The organism is Wenzhouxiangella marina (assembly GCF_001187785.1).
GTDB lineage: Bacteria > Pseudomonadota > Gammaproteobacteria > Xanthomonadales > Wenzhouxiangellaceae > Wenzhouxiangella > Wenzhouxiangella marina.
In genome coordinates, this window is sequence record NZ_CP012154.1 from 1,533,510 (window position 1) to 1,548,836 (window position 15,327).

Annotated in this window: 11 protein-coding genes and 4 tRNA genes; 9 read left to right on the forward strand and 6 right to left on the reverse strand. The window is 64.8% G+C overall.

Going from position 1 to position 15,327, the window contains the following annotated elements; all coding sequences use genetic code 11:
• Positions 1-41 precede the first annotated feature (41 nt).
• The 6 genes from clpX (at position 42) to WM2015_RS06385 (ending at position 6,503) form a co-directional block, all read left to right on the forward strand.
• Positions 42-1,307, forward strand: a complete 1,266-nt coding sequence (clpX, locus tag WM2015_RS06360) for an ATP-dependent Clp protease ATP-binding subunit ClpX (RefSeq protein WP_049725262.1) — start codon at positions 42-44, stop codon at positions 1,305-1,307.
• A 132-nt stretch (positions 1,308-1,439) separates the two neighbouring features.
• A complete protein-coding gene (gene lon, locus WM2015_RS06365) occupies positions 1,440-3,863 on the forward strand; it encodes an endopeptidase La (protein ID WP_049725263.1) in 2,424 nt (807 codons plus the stop codon).
• Between the two features lie 180 nt (positions 3,864-4,043).
• Complete coding sequence (locus tag WM2015_RS06370) at positions 4,044-4,316, forward strand: HU family DNA-binding protein (protein WP_049725264.1); 273 nt, start codon at positions 4,044-4,046, stop codon at positions 4,314-4,316.
• A 14-nt stretch (positions 4,317-4,330) separates the two neighbouring features.
• Positions 4,331-4,406, forward strand: a tRNA-Val gene (locus tag WM2015_RS06375).
• Positions 4,407-4,415: 9 nt separating this feature from the next.
• Positions 4,416-4,492: transfer RNA gene (locus WM2015_RS06380), tRNA-Asp, on the forward strand.
• 106 nt (positions 4,493-4,598) lie between these two features.
• Positions 4,599-6,503 carry a SurA N-terminal domain-containing protein gene (locus WM2015_RS06385; RefSeq protein ID WP_049725265.1) on the forward strand — a complete coding sequence of 635 codons (1,905 nt, stop codon included), beginning with the start codon at positions 4,599-4,601 and terminating at the stop codon, positions 6,501-6,503.
• Positions 6,504-6,578: 75 nt separating this feature from the next.
• On the opposite strand, the gene WM2015_RS06390 is transcribed toward WM2015_RS06385, so the two are convergent.
• The gene (locus WM2015_RS06390) at positions 6,579-7,364 is read right to left on the reverse strand and encodes an enoyl-ACP reductase FabI (protein ID WP_049725266.1); all 786 of its coding nucleotides are present in this window, start codon (positions 7,362-7,364) and stop codon (positions 6,579-6,581) included.
• A gap of 169 nt (positions 7,365-7,533) precedes the next feature.
• Here WM2015_RS06390 and WM2015_RS06395 point away from each other — a divergent pair, with 169 nt between their 5' ends.
• Positions 7,534-8,073: an NADPH-dependent FMN reductase gene (locus tag WM2015_RS06395; protein ID WP_049725267.1), complete on the forward strand. Its 540-nt coding sequence runs from the start codon at positions 7,534-7,536 to the stop codon at positions 8,071-8,073.
• A 497-nt stretch (positions 8,074-8,570) separates the two neighbouring features.
• Here WM2015_RS06395 and WM2015_RS06400 read toward each other — a convergent pair.
• Together WM2015_RS06400 and WM2015_RS06405 are read right to left on the reverse strand one after the other, a co-directional pair.
• Positions 8,571-8,647 (reverse strand) — tRNA-Arg (locus WM2015_RS06400).
• A 33-nt stretch (positions 8,648-8,680) separates the two neighbouring features.
• Entirely contained in the window at positions 8,681-9,817 is a 1,137-nt protein-coding gene (locus WM2015_RS06405) for a ribonuclease D (protein ID WP_049725268.1), read from the reverse strand.
• Positions 9,818-9,975: 158 nt separating this feature from the next.
• On the opposite strand from WM2015_RS06405, the gene WM2015_RS06410 reads away from it, so the two are divergent.
• Positions 9,976-11,796 (forward strand): SUMF1/EgtB/PvdO family nonheme iron enzyme, encoded by a 1,821-nt coding sequence (locus tag WM2015_RS06410; protein ID WP_156200956.1) that lies wholly within the window; start codon positions 9,976-9,978, stop codon positions 11,794-11,796.
• 154 nt (positions 11,797-11,950) lie between these two features.
• A complete protein-coding gene (locus WM2015_RS06415) occupies positions 11,951-13,492 on the forward strand; it encodes a DUF3300 domain-containing protein (protein WP_049725270.1) in 1,542 nt (513 codons plus the stop codon).
• Positions 13,493-13,518: 26 nt separating this feature from the next.
• Here the strand turns inward: WM2015_RS06415 and WM2015_RS06420 are convergent.
• The 3 genes from WM2015_RS06420 to metX all read right to left on the reverse strand — a co-directional run bounded on the left by WM2015_RS06420 (position 13,519) and on the right by metX (position 15,324).
• Positions 13,519-13,605, reverse strand: a tRNA-Leu gene (locus WM2015_RS06420).
• Positions 13,606-13,669: 64 nt separating this feature from the next.
• Entirely contained in the window at positions 13,670-14,242 is a 573-nt protein-coding gene (locus WM2015_RS06425; RefSeq protein WP_049725271.1) for a cysteine dioxygenase family protein, read from the reverse strand.
• On the reverse strand, positions 14,239-15,324 hold the full coding sequence (gene metX, locus WM2015_RS06430; protein WP_049725272.1) for a homoserine O-acetyltransferase MetX: 1,086 nt from the start codon (positions 15,322-15,324) through the stop codon (positions 14,239-14,241). The genes WM2015_RS06425 and metX overlap by 4 nt, the downstream gene beginning before the upstream one ends.
• Positions 15,325-15,327 lie beyond the last annotated feature (3 nt).

Genomic DNA, 15,327 nt, shown 5'->3' on the forward strand with positions numbered 1-15,327 from the left:
ACTAGCCGAATGACCAGTATTGGTGGTGATCGTCCAATCCCATGAGTGAGTCGACCAGCGACGGCAAGATTCTGTACTGCTCCTTCTGCGGAAAGAGCCAGCATGAAGTACGCAAACTGATCGCAGGACCCAGCGTCTACATCTGCGACGAGTGCGTCGAACTCTGCAACGACATCATCCGTGAAGAGCTCGAGGAATCGAGCCTGTCCGAGCGCGAGACCCTGCCGACGCCGCGTGAGATCCACTCGTTCCTGGACAATTACGTCATCGGTCAGAAGGACGCGAAGAAGGTCCTTTCGGTGGCCGTGTACAACCACTACAAGCGCCTCGAGTCGCACAAGCACCGCGATGACGTCGAACTGGCCAAGTCGAACATCCTGCTGATCGGCCCGACGGGCTCGGGCAAGACCCTGCTCGCTGAAACCCTGGCCCGCATGCTGAACGTGCCCTTCACGATCGCCGATGCCACCACCCTGACCGAAGCCGGTTACGTGGGCGAGGACGTCGAGAACATCATCCAGAAGCTGCTCCAGAAGTGCGATTACGACGTCGAGAAGGCGCAGAGCGGCATCGTCTACATCGATGAGATCGACAAGATCTCGCGCAAGGCCGAGAATCCGTCGATCACGCGCGACGTGTCGGGGGAGGGCGTGCAGCAGGCGCTGCTCAAGCTGATCGAGGGCACCATGGCTTCGGTGCCGCCGCAGGGCGGTCGCAAGCATCCGCAGCAGGAATTCCTGCAGGTCGACACGCGCAACATCCTGTTCATCTGCGGTGGGGCCTTTGCCGGTCTCGACAAGGTCATTCAGGCGCGCTCGGAGTCGGCCGGCATCGGATTCAAGGCCGAGGTGCGTAGCCAGCAGTCCGCCGATCTGTCCAGCCTGATCGCCGGCGTCGAGCCGGAAGACCTGATCCGCTTCGGTCTGATCCCGGAATTCGTCGGGCGCATGCCGGTCATCGCGACCCTGCGCGAGCTGGACGAGGACGCGCTGGTGCGGATCCTGGTCGAGCCCAAGAATGCCGTGGTCAAGCAGTTCCGCAAGCTGTTCGAGATGGACCACTGCGAGCTGGAGGTGCGCGAAGACGCGCTCCACGCCATTGCCCGCAAGGCGATGGCCCGCAAGACCGGCGCTCGCGGTCTCCGGACCATTCTGGAGAACGTGCTCCTCGACAGCATGTACGATCTGCCGTCGGCCGAGAACGTCAGCAAGATCGTGGTCGACGAGGCCGTGATCAACGGCGAGGCCGAGCCTTACATGATCTACGAGGGCAACCCGCCCCAGCAGCGCGCAGGCGGCGAAAGCTGATTCCCGCTGGGGGCGCGAAACGCCGCTCCCTCGAAGCGCTTGAATCCCGCTGCCGCGGGAGCAATATACTCCTCATCGTCAAACATCTTCGCGGCCGAGCGATCGGCCAGCGCTGACACTCAAGGAATTCTTATGACCAGCAACGCCAGCAGCGGTGCCTCCCAGTCGCCCCCGCGTCAGCCCACCCCGGTGCTGAGCCTGCGCGATGTGGTGGTGTTCCCCCACATGGTGATCCCTCTCTTCGTCGGCCGTGAACGTTCGGTGCGGGCGCTGGAGGAGACCATGAACGTCGACAAGCAGATTCTGCTGATCACCCAGCGTAATCCCGAAGTCGAATCGCCCGAGCCCTCCGATCTGTTCGATCACGGAACGATCGCCAGCATCCTGCAGATGCTGCGTCTGCCGGACGGCACCACCAAGGTGCTCGTCGAGGGCGTGGAGCGGGTCAAGGTGACCGAACTCGAGGAGACCGATGGCTACCTGGCCGGTCGTTGGGAGTACCTGCAGGGGCAGGCCGACGACGAGCGCCAGCTCGAAGTCACCACGCGCAGCCTGATGAGCCTGTTCGAGCAGTACGTCAAGCTCAGCCGGAAGATTCCGCCCGAACTGCTGACCACCCTGGCCGGCATCGAGGATTCCAGCCGTCTGGCCGACACGATCGCGGCGCATCTGGGCATTCGCAACGAGGACAAGCAGCAGATCCTCGAAACCGCGTCCGTGCTGGAGCGGATGGAGCGTCTGATGGCCCTGATCGAGGGCGAGATCGACGTGCTCAAGCTCGAGAAGCGCATTCGCGGGCGCGTCAAGACGCAGATGGAAAAGAGCCAGCGCGAGTACTACCTCAACGAGCAGATGAAGGCCATCCAGAAGGAGCTGGGCGATCTCGACGAGTCCGGCAACGACCTGGGCGATCTCGAGCAGAAGATCGAAAAGGCCGGCATGCCCAAGGAGGCGCTGGAGAAGGCCCGTAGCGAATTGAACAAGCTGAAGATGATGTCGCCGATGTCGGCCGAGGCCACGGTGGTGCGCAACTACCTGGACTGGATGCTGATGATGCCGTGGAAGAAGCGCAGCAAGGTGCGCCACGACATCAAGGCCGCCCACGACATTCTGGAACGCGATCATTACGGCCTGGAGCGGGTCAAGGAGCGGATCCTCGAGTACCTCGCCGTGCAGCAGCGCGTCAAGAAGCTCAAGGGTCCGATTCTCTGCCTGGTCGGCCCGCCCGGGGTGGGCAAGACCTCGCTGGGCAAATCGATTGCAAAGGCCACCGGACGCGAGCTGGTGCGCATGAGTCTGGGTGGCGTCAGGGACGAGGCCGAGATCCGCGGCCATCGTCGGACCTACATCGGTTCGATGCCGGGCCGCGTGCTTCAGAACATGGGCAAGGTCGGGACCAGGAACCCCCTGTTCATGCTCGACGAGCTGGACAAGATGAGCATGGACTTCCGGGGTGATCCCTCCTCGGCCCTGCTCGAAGTGCTCGATCCCGAGCAGAACAACACCTTCGGCGATCATTACCTGGAGGTCGATTTCGATCTGTCGGAGGTGATGTTCCTGGCGACGGCGAATTCCCTGAACATTCCGGGTCCGCTGCTGGATCGTATGGAAGTGATCCGGATTCCGGGTTACACGGAGGACGAGAAGCTCAATATCGCCACTCGCTATCTGCTGGGCAAGCAGATCGAGCAGCATGGTCTCAAGCCCGAGGAGATCAGCGTCAGCGAAACCGCGATCACGGACATCATCCGCTACTACACCCGCGAGGCGGGCGTGCGGAACCTCGAGCGCGAACTGGCCAAGATCTGCCGCAAGGTAGTCAAGGAGCTGAGCCTCGATCCGAAGCTGGAGCGTCGTCAGATCACCACTCGGAATCTCGACAAGTACCTGGGCGTGCGGCGCTTCCGCTACGGACGTGCCGAAGAACAGAGCGAGATCGGTCAGGTCACGGGCCTGGCCTGGACCGAAGTGGGCGGCGAGCTGCTGCAGATCGAAGCCGCGGCGGTCCCGGGCAAGGGCAAGCTGACCCACACGGGGCAGCTGGGCAGCGTCATGCAGGAATCGGTGCAGGCGGCGCTGTCGGTCGTTCGATCCCGGGCCAGCGCCCTGGGCATCGCCGAGGATTTCCACCAGAACAAGGACATCCATATCCACGTTCCGGAAGGGGCGACGCCGAAGGATGGTCCCAGCGCAGGGATTGCCATGGTGACGGCTCTGGTTTCGGTGCTGACCGGGGTGGCCGTGCGAGCGGACGTCGCCATGACCGGGGAGATCACCCTGCGCGGCAAGGTGCTGCCGATCGGTGGCCTCAAGGAAAAGCTGCTGGCCGCTCTTCGTGGTGGCATTCGACTGGTGCTGATTCCCGAAGAGAACGAGAAGGACCTCGCCGAGATTCCCGAGCGGATCAAGAAGGACCTGGAAATCAAGCCGGTCAAATGGATCGACGAGGTGCTGGAACTCGCGCTGGTCGAGCTTCCGCAAGGTGAAGCTTCGGAGGACTCTTCCTCCGTGGCAGACCCTCAGAATGCCGGAAGTTCGCAGGTTCGAGCGCACTGAGGCAATTTTTTTCATCGAATCGGCCGTTTTTGGTCGGTTTGATGTTGATGGGGGTGGCCTCCTGAGATAACATTCCCCGCCTACAGATGGTCGGCGGCTGCCGTGTGGAACATCACCGCAGCACCTCGGGGGCTGGCCGCTGCGTGAATATCCACAAGAATCGATTTGGAGCAAGACTCAATGAACAAGACTGAACTCATCGACAGCATTGCCGACGGCGCGGGACTGACCAAGGCAGACGCTCAGCGCGCCCTGGAAGCCACGATCGACAGCATCACCGCGGCCCTGAAGAAGGGTGACAGCGTGTCTCTGGTCGGCTTCGGCACCTTCTCCGTGAAGGAGCGTGCTGCTCGTACCGGTCGCAATCCGGCCACTGGCGAGACGATCAAGATCAAGGCATCGAAAAATCCGTCATTCAAGGCTGGTAAAGGCTTCAAAGACGCGATAAAATAACGGGCTTACGCCCGGGGTGCTTAGCTCAGCTGGGAGAGCATCGCCCTTACAAGGCGAGGGTCGGAGGTTCGAGCCCTCCAGCACCCACCAGGTTTTTTAGGAGTGGTAGTTCAGTTGGTTAGAATACCGGCCTGTCACGCCGGGGGTCGCGGGTTCGAGTCCCGTCCACTCCGCCATTACACTGCAGGGCGCCCTCGAGGCGCCCTGTTCGTTTGAAGAGGTTGATTTCTCCTTTCAAGCGCTGACACGCACAGCTCGTTTCCTCAAGGATTCACTACCACCATGCTTCAGGCCATTCGTGACCGTGTAACCGGACTTGTCGCCATCGTCATCCTCGGCCTGCTGGCCATCCCGTTCATCTTCGTCGGGTTGGAAAGCTACATCCAGCGGGTTCCGGAAGACGCTGTGGCAATCGTGGGTGAGGACAAGATCACCACGACGGAATTCCAGACCAGCTTCGCCCAGTATCGGGCCAACCTGCGCCAGCAACAGGGTGATGCCTATGACGAGATCGCGACCAACCAGCCGATCGTTCGTCGCGAACACCTGGAAGGCATGATCGATCAGCTGCTGCTGCGTCAGCATGCCGATACGCTTGGGCTGGCGGTCAGCGACCAGGCCATCCTGGACATCATCCTGGAAATTCCCGCCTTCCAGGTCGATGGCCAGTTCAATCAGGATCAGTACCGTCAGGTGCTTCGGGCCAGCGGACGGATTCCGCGCGTGTTCGAACAGGAATTGCGCGAAGATCTGCTGGTCAATGCGCTACCGTCTTCGCTGAGTGCGTCGGCTACGCCGACGGAAGCCGAGATCGATCAGATCATTCGCCTGCGTCAGCAGACCCGTGACCTGGTCTATACCACCATCGCTCCGGCGGATTTCGAGGAGCAGGTCGAGATCACCGAGGCCGATGTCGAGCAGTTCTACGCCGACAACCCCAACGACTTCCGCACCCAGGAGCAGGTTCGTCTGTCCTGGATCGAACTGTCCGCCGATGATTTCCGCGACGAACTCGGCCTGTCCGAGGAAGAGCTGCGCCAGCGCTACGAGGCGGCCAGTCAGCGCTATCTGACGCCGGAAGCGCGCGAAGCCGCGCACATCCTGATCACGGCCGGTCAGGAGCGCAGCAACGAAGAAGCCGCTGCGCTGGCGGCCGAAATTCGACAGCGGCTCCTCGACGGCGAGGATTTCTCGGCGCTGGCGATGGAGTATTCCGACGACCCGGGTTCCGCCGCTCAGGGCGGTGACCTGGGACTGGTCGAGCGTGATCAGATGGTCGAGGCCTTCGAGTCGGCGCTGTTTGCCCTGTCCGAACCGGGCGAGATCAGCGAGGTCGTCGAATCGCGCTTCGGCTGGCATGTGATCCGTCTCGGCGAGATTCGAGAGCCGCAGGGCATGAGCTTCGAAGAAGCCCGCGACGAGATCCTGGCCGAATACGTGGACATCGAGTCCGAGCGCCTCTATGAAGAGCAGTCCGAGCGTCTGATCGACCTGATCTACGCCGACGACAGCAGCCTGGAGCCGCTGGCCGAGGCGCTGGGCGTGGAAATCCAGACCGGTGAGCCCATCACCCGGATGGGCGGTGTGGCTCCGCTCTCCAATCCTCAGGTGGTCGAGGCCGCCTTCTCGGATCGGGTGCTGCTCGACGGCGCCGTTTCGGACCCGATCGAATACGACGAGAACCGCTCGATCGTGATCAAGCTCGAGGAGCACCTGCCCTCGGTCGTGCGTCCGCTGGAGGAAGTCAGCGACGGCATCCGCGAGCGTCTGCGTCTGGAAGGCGCGGCCGATCTGGCGCGGGCCCGGGCGGATGCCCTGCTGGCGCGTATCGAATCGGGTGAGGTCGCCAGCTTCGAGACCCTGGCCGAGGAAGAAGGCCTGACATTGGAGACCGTCGAGGCCATGGGCCGCTTCGACTTCGAGCAAGGCCTGGACTTCGTCCGTGAAGTCTTCCGTCTGCCGCGTCCGGCCGGTGAGTCCGTGTACGACATCCTCGACAAGGGGCGTGATTTTGCCCTGGTCCGACTGGATGCCGTGGTCGACGGTGACCCGGCGGCCGCCAGCGAAGCCGAGCGCAGCGGCGCCGCGCAGCAGCTTCGCTTCATCCGCAGCGACTACGAGATCGCCGGTCTGGTCGAGTACCTTCGCTCCAACACCGAGATCGAAGTCATGGAGGAGCGCCTCTGATCGAGGCCCCTTCACTGGACAACAAAAAGCCCCGGTCCTGCCGGGGCTTTTTTTGTGGTCCGAAGGCCGGGCGGCTCATTCCAGACCGGCCATGCCCACGATGTTGTAGCCGGCGTCCACGTAGGTGATCTCGCCGGTCACGCCCGAGGCCAGATCCGAACACAGGAAGGCGGCGACATTGCCGACGTCTTCCGGCGTCACGCTGCGGCGCAGGGGGGCCGTGGTTTCGACATGATCGAGCATCGACCGGAACTTGGAGATCCCGGCCGCGGCCAGGGTCTTGATCGGTCCGGCCGAGATGCCGTTCACGCGGGTCCCCTCCGGCCCGAGGCCGTGCGCCAGATAGCGGACACAGGATTCCAGCGAGGCCTTGGCCAGGCCCATCACGTTGTAGCTGGGCATGGCGCGCACGGCACCCAGGTAGGACAGGGTCAGCAGCGAGCCGTTGCGCCCACGCATCATGTCGCGGCCGGCCCGCGCCAGAGCGGCGAAGCTGTAGGCCGAGATGTCATGCGCGATGCGGAAACCCTCGCGGTCGATTACGTCGGCGAACTCGCCCTCGAGCTGCTCGCGGGGAGCGAATCCCACGGCATGCACGATGATGTCCAGGCCATCCCAGTGCTCACCCAGGGTCCGGAAGACCGCGTCGATCTGCTCGTCCTCTGCGACATCGAGGGGCATGACCAGCTTCGAGCCAGTCTGCTCGGCGATCTTGTCCACGCGTGATTTGAGTTTTTCGGTCTGGTAGGTAAAGGCCAGTTCCGCGCCCTCGCGGTGCATCGCCTCGGCGATGCCCCAGGCGATGGAGCGGGGGCTGGCAACCCCGACGATCAGGGCCTTCTTGCCCGCTAGCATTCCCATGATGGCGTGTGGCTCCTCTAGTTGGTTGTGTTGCTTGCTTGTCTTACGGATCAAACGCGCATTGTACTCGGCACTGGCCGGGGCCGTTGTGGCGAAGCTGCGCCGTTGACATCCCTTCAGTGACCGCTGGGCTATCCTCGCTGGCGTCCTCTAATCCGGAGCTTTCAACATGAAATTGGTCGCGATCTCAGGCAGCCTGCGCCAGGCCTCCTTCAACACTCGCCTTGGCCGGCTGATGGCCGATTTGTCGCCTGCCGGGTGCGAGGTGGTTCTGAAGGGCCTGCACGGCATTCCGCTCTACAACGCCGACGACGAGGAAGCCCGGGGCATCCCCGAAGCCGTGGAAGCCCTCAGAGGGGAGATCAAGGCCGCCGATGGCCTGATCCTGATCACGCCCGAGTACAACGGGGCCATGCCTGGCGTGCTCAAGAATGCGCTGGACTGGCTGACGCGGCCCGGTGAGGAAATGAAGCCCACCTTCGGGCACCGCCCCACGGCGCTGGCCGGTGCCACCCCGGGCGCCTGGGGAACCGCCATGGCCCAATCCGGCGCCCTGATCAATCTGCGCCAGCTGGGGGTGAACCTGTTCCCGGACTTCCTGCGGGTGTCCCGGGCGGGAACGGTGCTGGGAGACGGGGAGGTGGATGCCAAACTGAGAGATCAGGTGGGCGCCTGGCTCGAGCGCTTCGTCGAGTTTGCCCGCGGCTGAGCCCGGCCTGCCGGCGGAGTGGACGGAGGGCGAATCGCGCCGTCGGCGCTCGGTTCGAACCTGATTGCTATTCGTCGCAGGTTCGACAGTGCAAACGGAGAGGCGCGGGGCTTGGTGGGGTGCGCGACAAGCGATGGAATGGTGCCCCGAGCAGGAGTGCTCGGTGGACGGTGTCCACCGGCCCTTCGGGCGTTCGCTTCGCGATCGCGAGCTCGCGCCGTCGGCGCTCGGTTCGAACCTGATTGTTATTCGTCGCAGGTTCGACAGCGCAAACGGAGAGGCCGGGGGGCTTGGTGGGGTTCGCGACAACGGATGAAATGGTGCCCCGAGCAGGAGTGCTCGGTGGACGGTGTCCACCGGCCCTTCGGGCGTTCGCTTCGCGATCGCGAGCTCGCGCCGTCGGCGCTCGGTTCGAACCTGATTGTTATTCGTCGCAGGTTCGACAGCGCAAACGGAGAGGCCGGGGGGCTTGGTGGGGTTCGCGACAACGGATGAAATGGTGCCCCGAGCAGGAGTCGAACCTGCGACCTGCCGCTTAGGAGGCGGCTGCTCTATCCTACTGAGCTACCGGGGCATTCTCTGAAGAGGCTATTTTATCAGAGGCGCTTCATGCCTCCGGCCCCAGATGGCCGATCCATTCGCCTCGCCAGCCGTCGGCCCAGTCGGGGCGTTCGCCGAACAGCAGCCGGGTCAGTTCGCGCTTGCTGGCGAGCAGGGCAGGGTCGACGCCGAGCTCCTCGGCAATCCGTCGCACTTCGGCCTGTGCGGCCTTGATCGCATCGCGTTGCTTCGGTTCCAGGCGGATCAGCTCCAGGGGCCGTGTGATCGGCTGTGGAGTGTCCTGGAGCAGCGCTTCAAGCTCATTGCCGTAGCGACGGCGTTCGCGCGGCGGTAGCGCATCGAGCGCCTCGATCGTCTGACCGCGAGCGGCGCGCTCTGCAATGTCGACCAGGACCTCATCGCGCAGGACGAAGCTGCGAGGCAGATCGCGCTTGCGGCATTGTTGCTCCCGCCAGGTCGAGAAGCGGTCGAGCCAGCCCAGTCCGAGCTCGTCGAGGCGGCCTGCGCCTTTGACCCTGAGCAGTGGGACTTTCTCATCGCCATTGCGTGCGGCGTCCACCAGGCGTTGGCAGTCTTCCTGAAGCCAGCCCAGTCGACCGGCCTTCTCCAGCGCTTTTTCCAGCAAGGCCTGCAGTTCCGGCAGCCAGACCACGTCGCTGGCGGCGTAGTGCAGCAGCGTGGCGGACAGCGGGCGCTTGCACCAGTCCGATCGCGCCTGGCCGCCGGCCAGTTCGACGCCGAAGCACTCCTGGACCAGTACTTCGTAGCGGCACTGGAGCGGGAAGCCCAGCATGGCGGCGGCGATCTGCGTGTCGAACAGGGGCGAAGGGACGGCCCCTGCGACCAGCTGCATGATCTCCAGGTCTTCGCCCACGCTGTGGAAGACCTTGATCGAGTCCGGGTCGTTCATGAGTTCGGTCAGCGCGGTCACGTCCTCGCGGCCGATCGGGTCGATCAACCAGGTCTCCTGGCCGTCATGGATCTGAATCAGCCCCGGGCGTGGGTAGAAGGTGCGCTCGCGCACGAATTCGGTGTCCAGGCCAATGACTCTGGCCTGCGTCCATCGGCTCGCCGGGCCGCTCAGGCCCTCCTCCGGCGCCAGAAAACGGGCCTGCTCGGTGGCTTGTCGGGCGAGCTCGAGGGTCGAAGCGCTCGGCGTGGCGCTGGGCCGAAGATGTGACATGGATCGCGTATTTCCTCGCGCAGATAAGGGGATTGGAGTTGTTCGAGACCGCCGAATCGGCTATTTTTGGCGCACGGGAGCTCGAAATCGACTTGACAGTCTACAGACAATCATCATTCGTAGTATTTTCCAATCCACCATCGACTCAAGGGGTCTTGATGAAGACTAGAGTATTCATGCTGGCATTTGCCCTGGCGACCTTCGCCACCGGGCTGATGGCCCAGGACAACGCCGATCAGGAACAGACGGGTGCTGGCGCCTCTCAGGAGGAAGACCGCGAAGACCGCAGTGTTCGCCGGCTTGGCGACATGGTGGGTGGCGGCGACAGCGAGTTCTCCATGGACATTCCGACCTTCGAGACGCCGGTGCAGGCGACGCCGCAGCCGGAGGTCAGTCTGCCGGATCCGGAGCAGGATGCCGCACTGCAGAATCTGCTGACGCGCCGGGCCTTCGTTCCGGAGGACCCGGACATCCAGGCCGAACTCCGGGCATTGATGGCCGACGTGGCCGCGGACGCACGCGCGGCGCTCAACGCCGGCAATCTGGATCAGGCCCAGCGTCTGGTCAACGTCATCGAGGTGTTCGAGCCCGAGCAGCCCATCATTGCCCAGGTGCAGAACGAAGCGGCGCGTCGCAGCAATCTGGCCAACGCCCTGGCGCGCGCCGCGGCCGCGCTTGCGGAAGGCAATTTCGTGACGCCGGAAGGCAACAGCGCCAACGATCTCTACCAGCAGGCGCTGGCCCTCGATCCTGGCAACGCGGCCGCCCAGACCGGTCTGAACAACACCTATGACGCGATCCTTGCCCGAGCGCTCGAACTGGCCCAGGATCTCGACTTCGAAGCCGCCGAGGCCATGCTCGAGCAGGCCGGCCAGGTGCGTGACGATCCCGAGGCGGTGGCCGAAGCGCGTGCCAGCATGTCCGATTTCCGCGTTCGCTACCTCGATGACCTGGACGGTCAGGTCGTCGCGGCCATCGACGCCGGCAACTACGACGAGGCCGAAAGCCTGATCACCCGCCTGCTGGCGCTGGATTACGAGCGCGATCGCATCGAGTCCCTGCAGATGTCCCTGTCCGATGCGCGCCTCTACGGCAGCCTGGAGCCGGGTCAGGTCTTCAACGATACCCTGGAGAGCAGTTCAGCGCCCGGTCCCGACCTGGTGGTCGTCCCCGCAGGCAGCTTCATGATGGGTTCCCCGGACTCCGAGGCCGATCGCTTCGGCAACGAGGGTCCGCGCCATCGCGTGACCTTCGAGCGCGGTTTCGCGCTGGGCCGTACGGAAGTAACGGTCGCTCAGTTCGAGGCCTTCGTCAACGCCACCGGCTACCGCACCGACGCCGAGCGGGAAGGGCAGTCGCGTATCTACGATCCGCGCACCGGCCGCATGGACAGCAAGATCCGGATCACCTGGCGCAACGACTACATCGGCGAAGAAGCCGCGCCGGACCTGCCGGTGGTTCACGTGTCCTGGAACGACGCCCAGGCCTACGTCCGCTGGCTGAGCGAGGAGACCGGGCGCAACTATCGCCTGCCGTCGGAGGCGGAGTTCGAGTATGCGCTGCGCGCCGGCAGCCAGTCTCCGTACTGGTGGGGTGAGGAGTCGCCTGAAGACAACACGGAAAACCTCACCGGCGACGGCGATTCCTCGCCGACCAACGCCAGCTGGAACGTGGCCTTCCGTCGCTACACCGACGGTTTCTGGGGCCCGGCCCCCGTGGCCAGCCTGCGTGCCAACCCCTTCGGCCTCTATGACATGGGCGGCAACGTGATGGAGTGGTTGGGCGATTGCTGGCACGACAGCTTCGTGCGCGCCCCGGACGATGGTTCGGCCTGGGTCAACCCCGGCTGCGACCGCCACGTCATCAAGGGCGGCGCCTGGTCCAGCACGCCGGCCATGGCGCGCTCGGCCTTCCGCCTGTCCAGTGCCGACGAAAGCACCGACATGCGCGTCGGATTCCGGGTCGCCCGCGACCTGTAATCACCAGCGCGACAGTCGTTTTCGAAGCAGGGCGGGCCGAAAGGTCCGCCCTTTTTCGTAATGAGGAGTGCGGACTTCGTTCAGCAACGCTTCAGGCAGGCCCTGATACAAAGGATCCTGAAGCAGTCCACTTGACTGCCAGGAGGATGACGAAATGCAGACTTTCAGACGCTGGATTCTTGCCCTTGGCCTGGCCACGACCCTGTTCGTGCCGGCCGTTTCCGCCCAGGAAGAGCCCTTCAGCCAGGCCGAACTGGATGCCATGCTGGCCCCGATCGCCCTGTACCCGGACAGCGTCCTGTCCCACGTGCTGATCGCGGCGACCTATCCGCTGGAAGTGGTGCAGGCGGCGAGATGGTCCCTGGAGAACCCGGACCTGTCCGGCGAAGCGGCCGTCATCGCCGTCGAGGATTTCGACTGGGATCCCAGCGTCAAGGCCCTGACGGCCTTTCCCGAGCTGCTGGCGCGCATGGATGAGGACATCGAATGGACCCAGCGTCTGGGCGATGCCTTCCTGATCCAGGAGGGTGAGGTGATCGCCGCCATCCAGGACCTGCGCGATCGAGCCTATGCCCAGGGTCATCTCCGCAGCAACGAGCACGTGCGAGTCGTGCGCGAAGAGCGGGTGATCTACATCGAGCCGGCCCGAACCCGCACGGTCTACGTGCCGTACTACGACCCCTACGTGGTCTACGGCAGCTGGTGGTGGGATGCCTATCCGCCGGTGGTCTGGCACTACCGTCGCCCGAGCATCGGCGTGAGCTTCTACTGGGGCACGGGCTACCGCATCGCGCCGAGCTTCTACTTCAGCTCCTTCCACTGGGCGCGTCGCGAGGTCGTGGTCGTGCACCACCATCATTATCCGCGCGGGCGGCATTTCCGCTCAGGTCGCGAAGTCGCCCGCTACCGTGAAGCCCGGCACTGGCGCCACAACCCTCATCATCGCCGCGGCGTCGCCTATCACCGCCGCATCGACGAGGCCCGCTTCGTTGCGCGCGTGGAACGGGCTGAGCGCCGCGCTGAGCGGCACGCCCGTCCGGTGGGCGACCAGCGCCGCTGGGCGCAGTCCCAGCGCCGTGAGCTCAATCTGAGAGAGCGTCAGACCTCGCCGGACCGCAGTCAGCGCGTGCTGGCCGGGACCGAGCGGGTCCGCACCCAGTCCGAGCCGCGCCTGCGTGGTAACGGGCAGGCGAGTGAGCGACTGCAGGATCGCCGCGGTCGCGATGCCCGGGACGCCAGAAGCGCGACGCGGGAACGGGCCTCGGTGACACGCTCGGAATCGCGCCGAGCCCAGGTCGAGGCGCGCACCTCCTCACGTGCCGTGCAGCGCGAGCGCCGGGTGGAGCGCAGCCGATCGCCTTCGGACTTCACCGTCGAGCGCTCCCGGGCTCCCCAGGGGCTGCCGGAGCGCGGCCGCAACACGCGCTCGATGTCCCGTGACGACCGCCCGGCGGTCCGCGCCCAGACGCCACGGCGCAGCGAGCCGGCGCGCCGTCCGGCACCGAACCCCGAACGCGTCCAGCGTTCCGCGCCCCGCCGCGCCAGCGCAGCCCCCGCGCGCAGCGAAGCGCCCAGGCCCCGCGCCGAGCGTCCGGCCCGGGTGCAAAGCGAATCCCGCGCCCCCAGCCGCGCCCAGACCCGCCAGCGCGCGGAATCCCGGCGCTCGGGCCGCGACGGACGCCGCCAGGATCCTTGAGTTCAGGAGAGTAGATGATTGGGGGATGGTGCCGGGGGCGGGAATCGAACCCGCACTCTGTTTCCAGAACCGGATTTTGAGTCCGGCGCGTCTACCAGTTCCGCCACCCCGGCAGGGGGAGCGCTATTTTCGGCTCTGGGGCGAGCCTTGTAAAGCCTGAATCCGGACGGCCAGGGCTCAGGCGGCGTCGAGGCTCAGGTGGCGGGACTGGCGCCGATACCAGTCTTCACCGGTCTGTTCGAAGATGCAGCAGCAGTCCATTTCGCCGGCGTAGATGTGCAGGGTGACGGCCGGCTGGGACTGATCCGGATTGGCGATCGTGTGGTATTCGTGCGGCGGGATCAGGCTGCCCGCGCTGCCCACGCCGGTGCGCATGGTGGTGCGCGGCTCCAGGTGGAATTGATCCTCGCGCTGCTCGAGCAGTTCGTACTGGACGACCTCGATCTCGCCGTGCCAGACGGCTTCTACGCACCACATGCCGGCGTGATCGTGGACCGGGGTGGACTGGCCGGGGCCCCAGGTCATGGCCAGGACCGTGTAGCCGAGCTTGTCGTCCTGGTGGAGCAGGCGGCGGCAGTAGTGGTCCGGGTGATGCTCGAACACGCAGTCGGGCAGCTGAACCTCGGAATCCTGAACCAGATCGCACAGGACCTGGCGGAGACGATTGGTGATTTCCCGGGGGCAGTCGCGGTCGACGGCCTCGGAAATCCGCTCGATCATCTTCGATTTGCCCTTGAATTCGACGCTCATTCCAGCCACTCCCTGATCGGCGGTCCAAACCTGTCGAAGTCTACCAGAAAGGCATCGTGTCCCTGCACCGAAGGCAGGGCGTGGTAGCTCACCTCCGAGCCGCTGGCCTCCAGCGCCGCGGCGAGTTCCTGCTGCTGGTGGATGGGGAACAGGAAATCGCTTTCCACGCCGATGACCAGGGCCTTGCCGCTGAAGCTGCGGTCGAACAGGGCCTTCAGGCTCTCGTCGGAATCGCAGGCATCGAAGCAGTCCATGGCCCGGGACAGATACAGGTAGCAGCAGGGGTCGAACTGGCCGACGAACTTGCGGGCGTGGGTTTCCAGGTAGGACTCGACCTCGAAGCGCATGCCGAACAGGGTCTGAGGGAAGTAGTCCTGGCGCTTGCGACCGAAGCGCTGCTGCCATTCGGTGGCCGAGCGGTAGGTGATCATGCCGAGCTTGCGTGCCAGGCGCATGCCGACTTCGGGCCAGTCGTCGTCCGTGTAGTGCCCGTCCTTGAAATTCCGGTCCGTTACGATGGCCTCGCGCTGCAGGGACCGGATCGAAATCGCGAAGGGCGTGGCCGAGCAGGCGGTCGAGATCAGCGCCACGTTTCGGGTGGTCTGGGGAAAGAGCTTCAGCCAGGCCATGGCGGTCAGGCCGCCCATCGACGGGCCGAGAATGCCGTGCAGTTGCTCGATGCCGAGGTGGTCGACGACCAGCTTCGATGCGCGGGCGATGTCCTCGATGGCCAGCTCGGGAAAATGCAGGCGCCAGGGGCGCCCGGTGTCCGGGTTGATGCTGGCCGGGCCCGTCGAGCCCTTGCAGGAACCCAGCGAGTTGACGCAGAGCACGAAGAAGCGCTCGGTGTCGATCGGTCGTCCGGGGCCGATCATCGCTTCCCACCAGCCCGGCTCGGGGTCGCGCTTGCTCGACGCGGCGTGCGCGCCCGGGGACAGGCCCGTGAAGATCAGGATGGCGTTGGAGCGATCCGCATCGAGTTCACCCCAGCTTTCCCAGGCCAGGCGCAGGCCGGGCAGCTTGTCGCCGCGGTAGAGCGTGTGGGGCTGATCGATGTCGAGGTAGCGAGTGGCCGGACCCATGCG

Excerpts from the sequence above, each read along its gene's own strand:
- clpX (WP_049725262.1), top strand. The coding sequence starts at position 42 with ATGAGTGAGTCGACCAGCGACGGCAAGATTCTGTACTGCTCCTTCTGC.
- lon (WP_049725263.1), top strand. The coding sequence starts at position 1,440 with ATGACCAGCAACGCCAGCAGCGGTGCCTCCCAGTCGCCCCCGCGTCAG.
- WM2015_RS06370 (WP_049725264.1), top strand. The coding sequence starts at position 4,044 with ATGAACAAGACTGAACTCATCGACAGCATTGCCGACGGCGCGGGACTG.
- WM2015_RS06385 (WP_049725265.1), top strand. The coding sequence starts at position 4,599 with ATGCTTCAGGCCATTCGTGACCGTGTAACCGGACTTGTCGCCATCGTC.
- WM2015_RS06390 (WP_049725266.1), bottom strand. The coding sequence starts at position 7,364 with ATGGGAATGCTAGCGGGCAAGAAGGCCCTGATCGTCGGGGTTGCCAGC.
- WM2015_RS06395 (WP_049725267.1), top strand. The coding sequence starts at position 7,534 with ATGAAATTGGTCGCGATCTCAGGCAGCCTGCGCCAGGCCTCCTTCAAC.
- WM2015_RS06405 (WP_049725268.1), bottom strand. The coding sequence starts at position 9,817 with ATGTCACATCTTCGGCCCAGCGCCACGCCGAGCGCTTCGACCCTCGAG.
- WM2015_RS06410 (WP_156200956.1), top strand. The coding sequence starts at position 9,976 with ATGAAGACTAGAGTATTCATGCTGGCATTTGCCCTGGCGACCTTCGCC.
- WM2015_RS06415 (WP_049725270.1), top strand. The coding sequence starts at position 11,951 with ATGCAGACTTTCAGACGCTGGATTCTTGCCCTTGGCCTGGCCACGACC.
- WM2015_RS06425 (WP_049725271.1), bottom strand. The coding sequence starts at position 14,242 with ATGAGCGTCGAATTCAAGGGCAAATCGAAGATGATCGAGCGGATTTCC.
- metX (WP_049725272.1), bottom strand. The coding sequence starts at position 15,324 with ATGGGTCCGGCCACTCGCTACCTCGACATCGATCAGCCCCACACGCTC.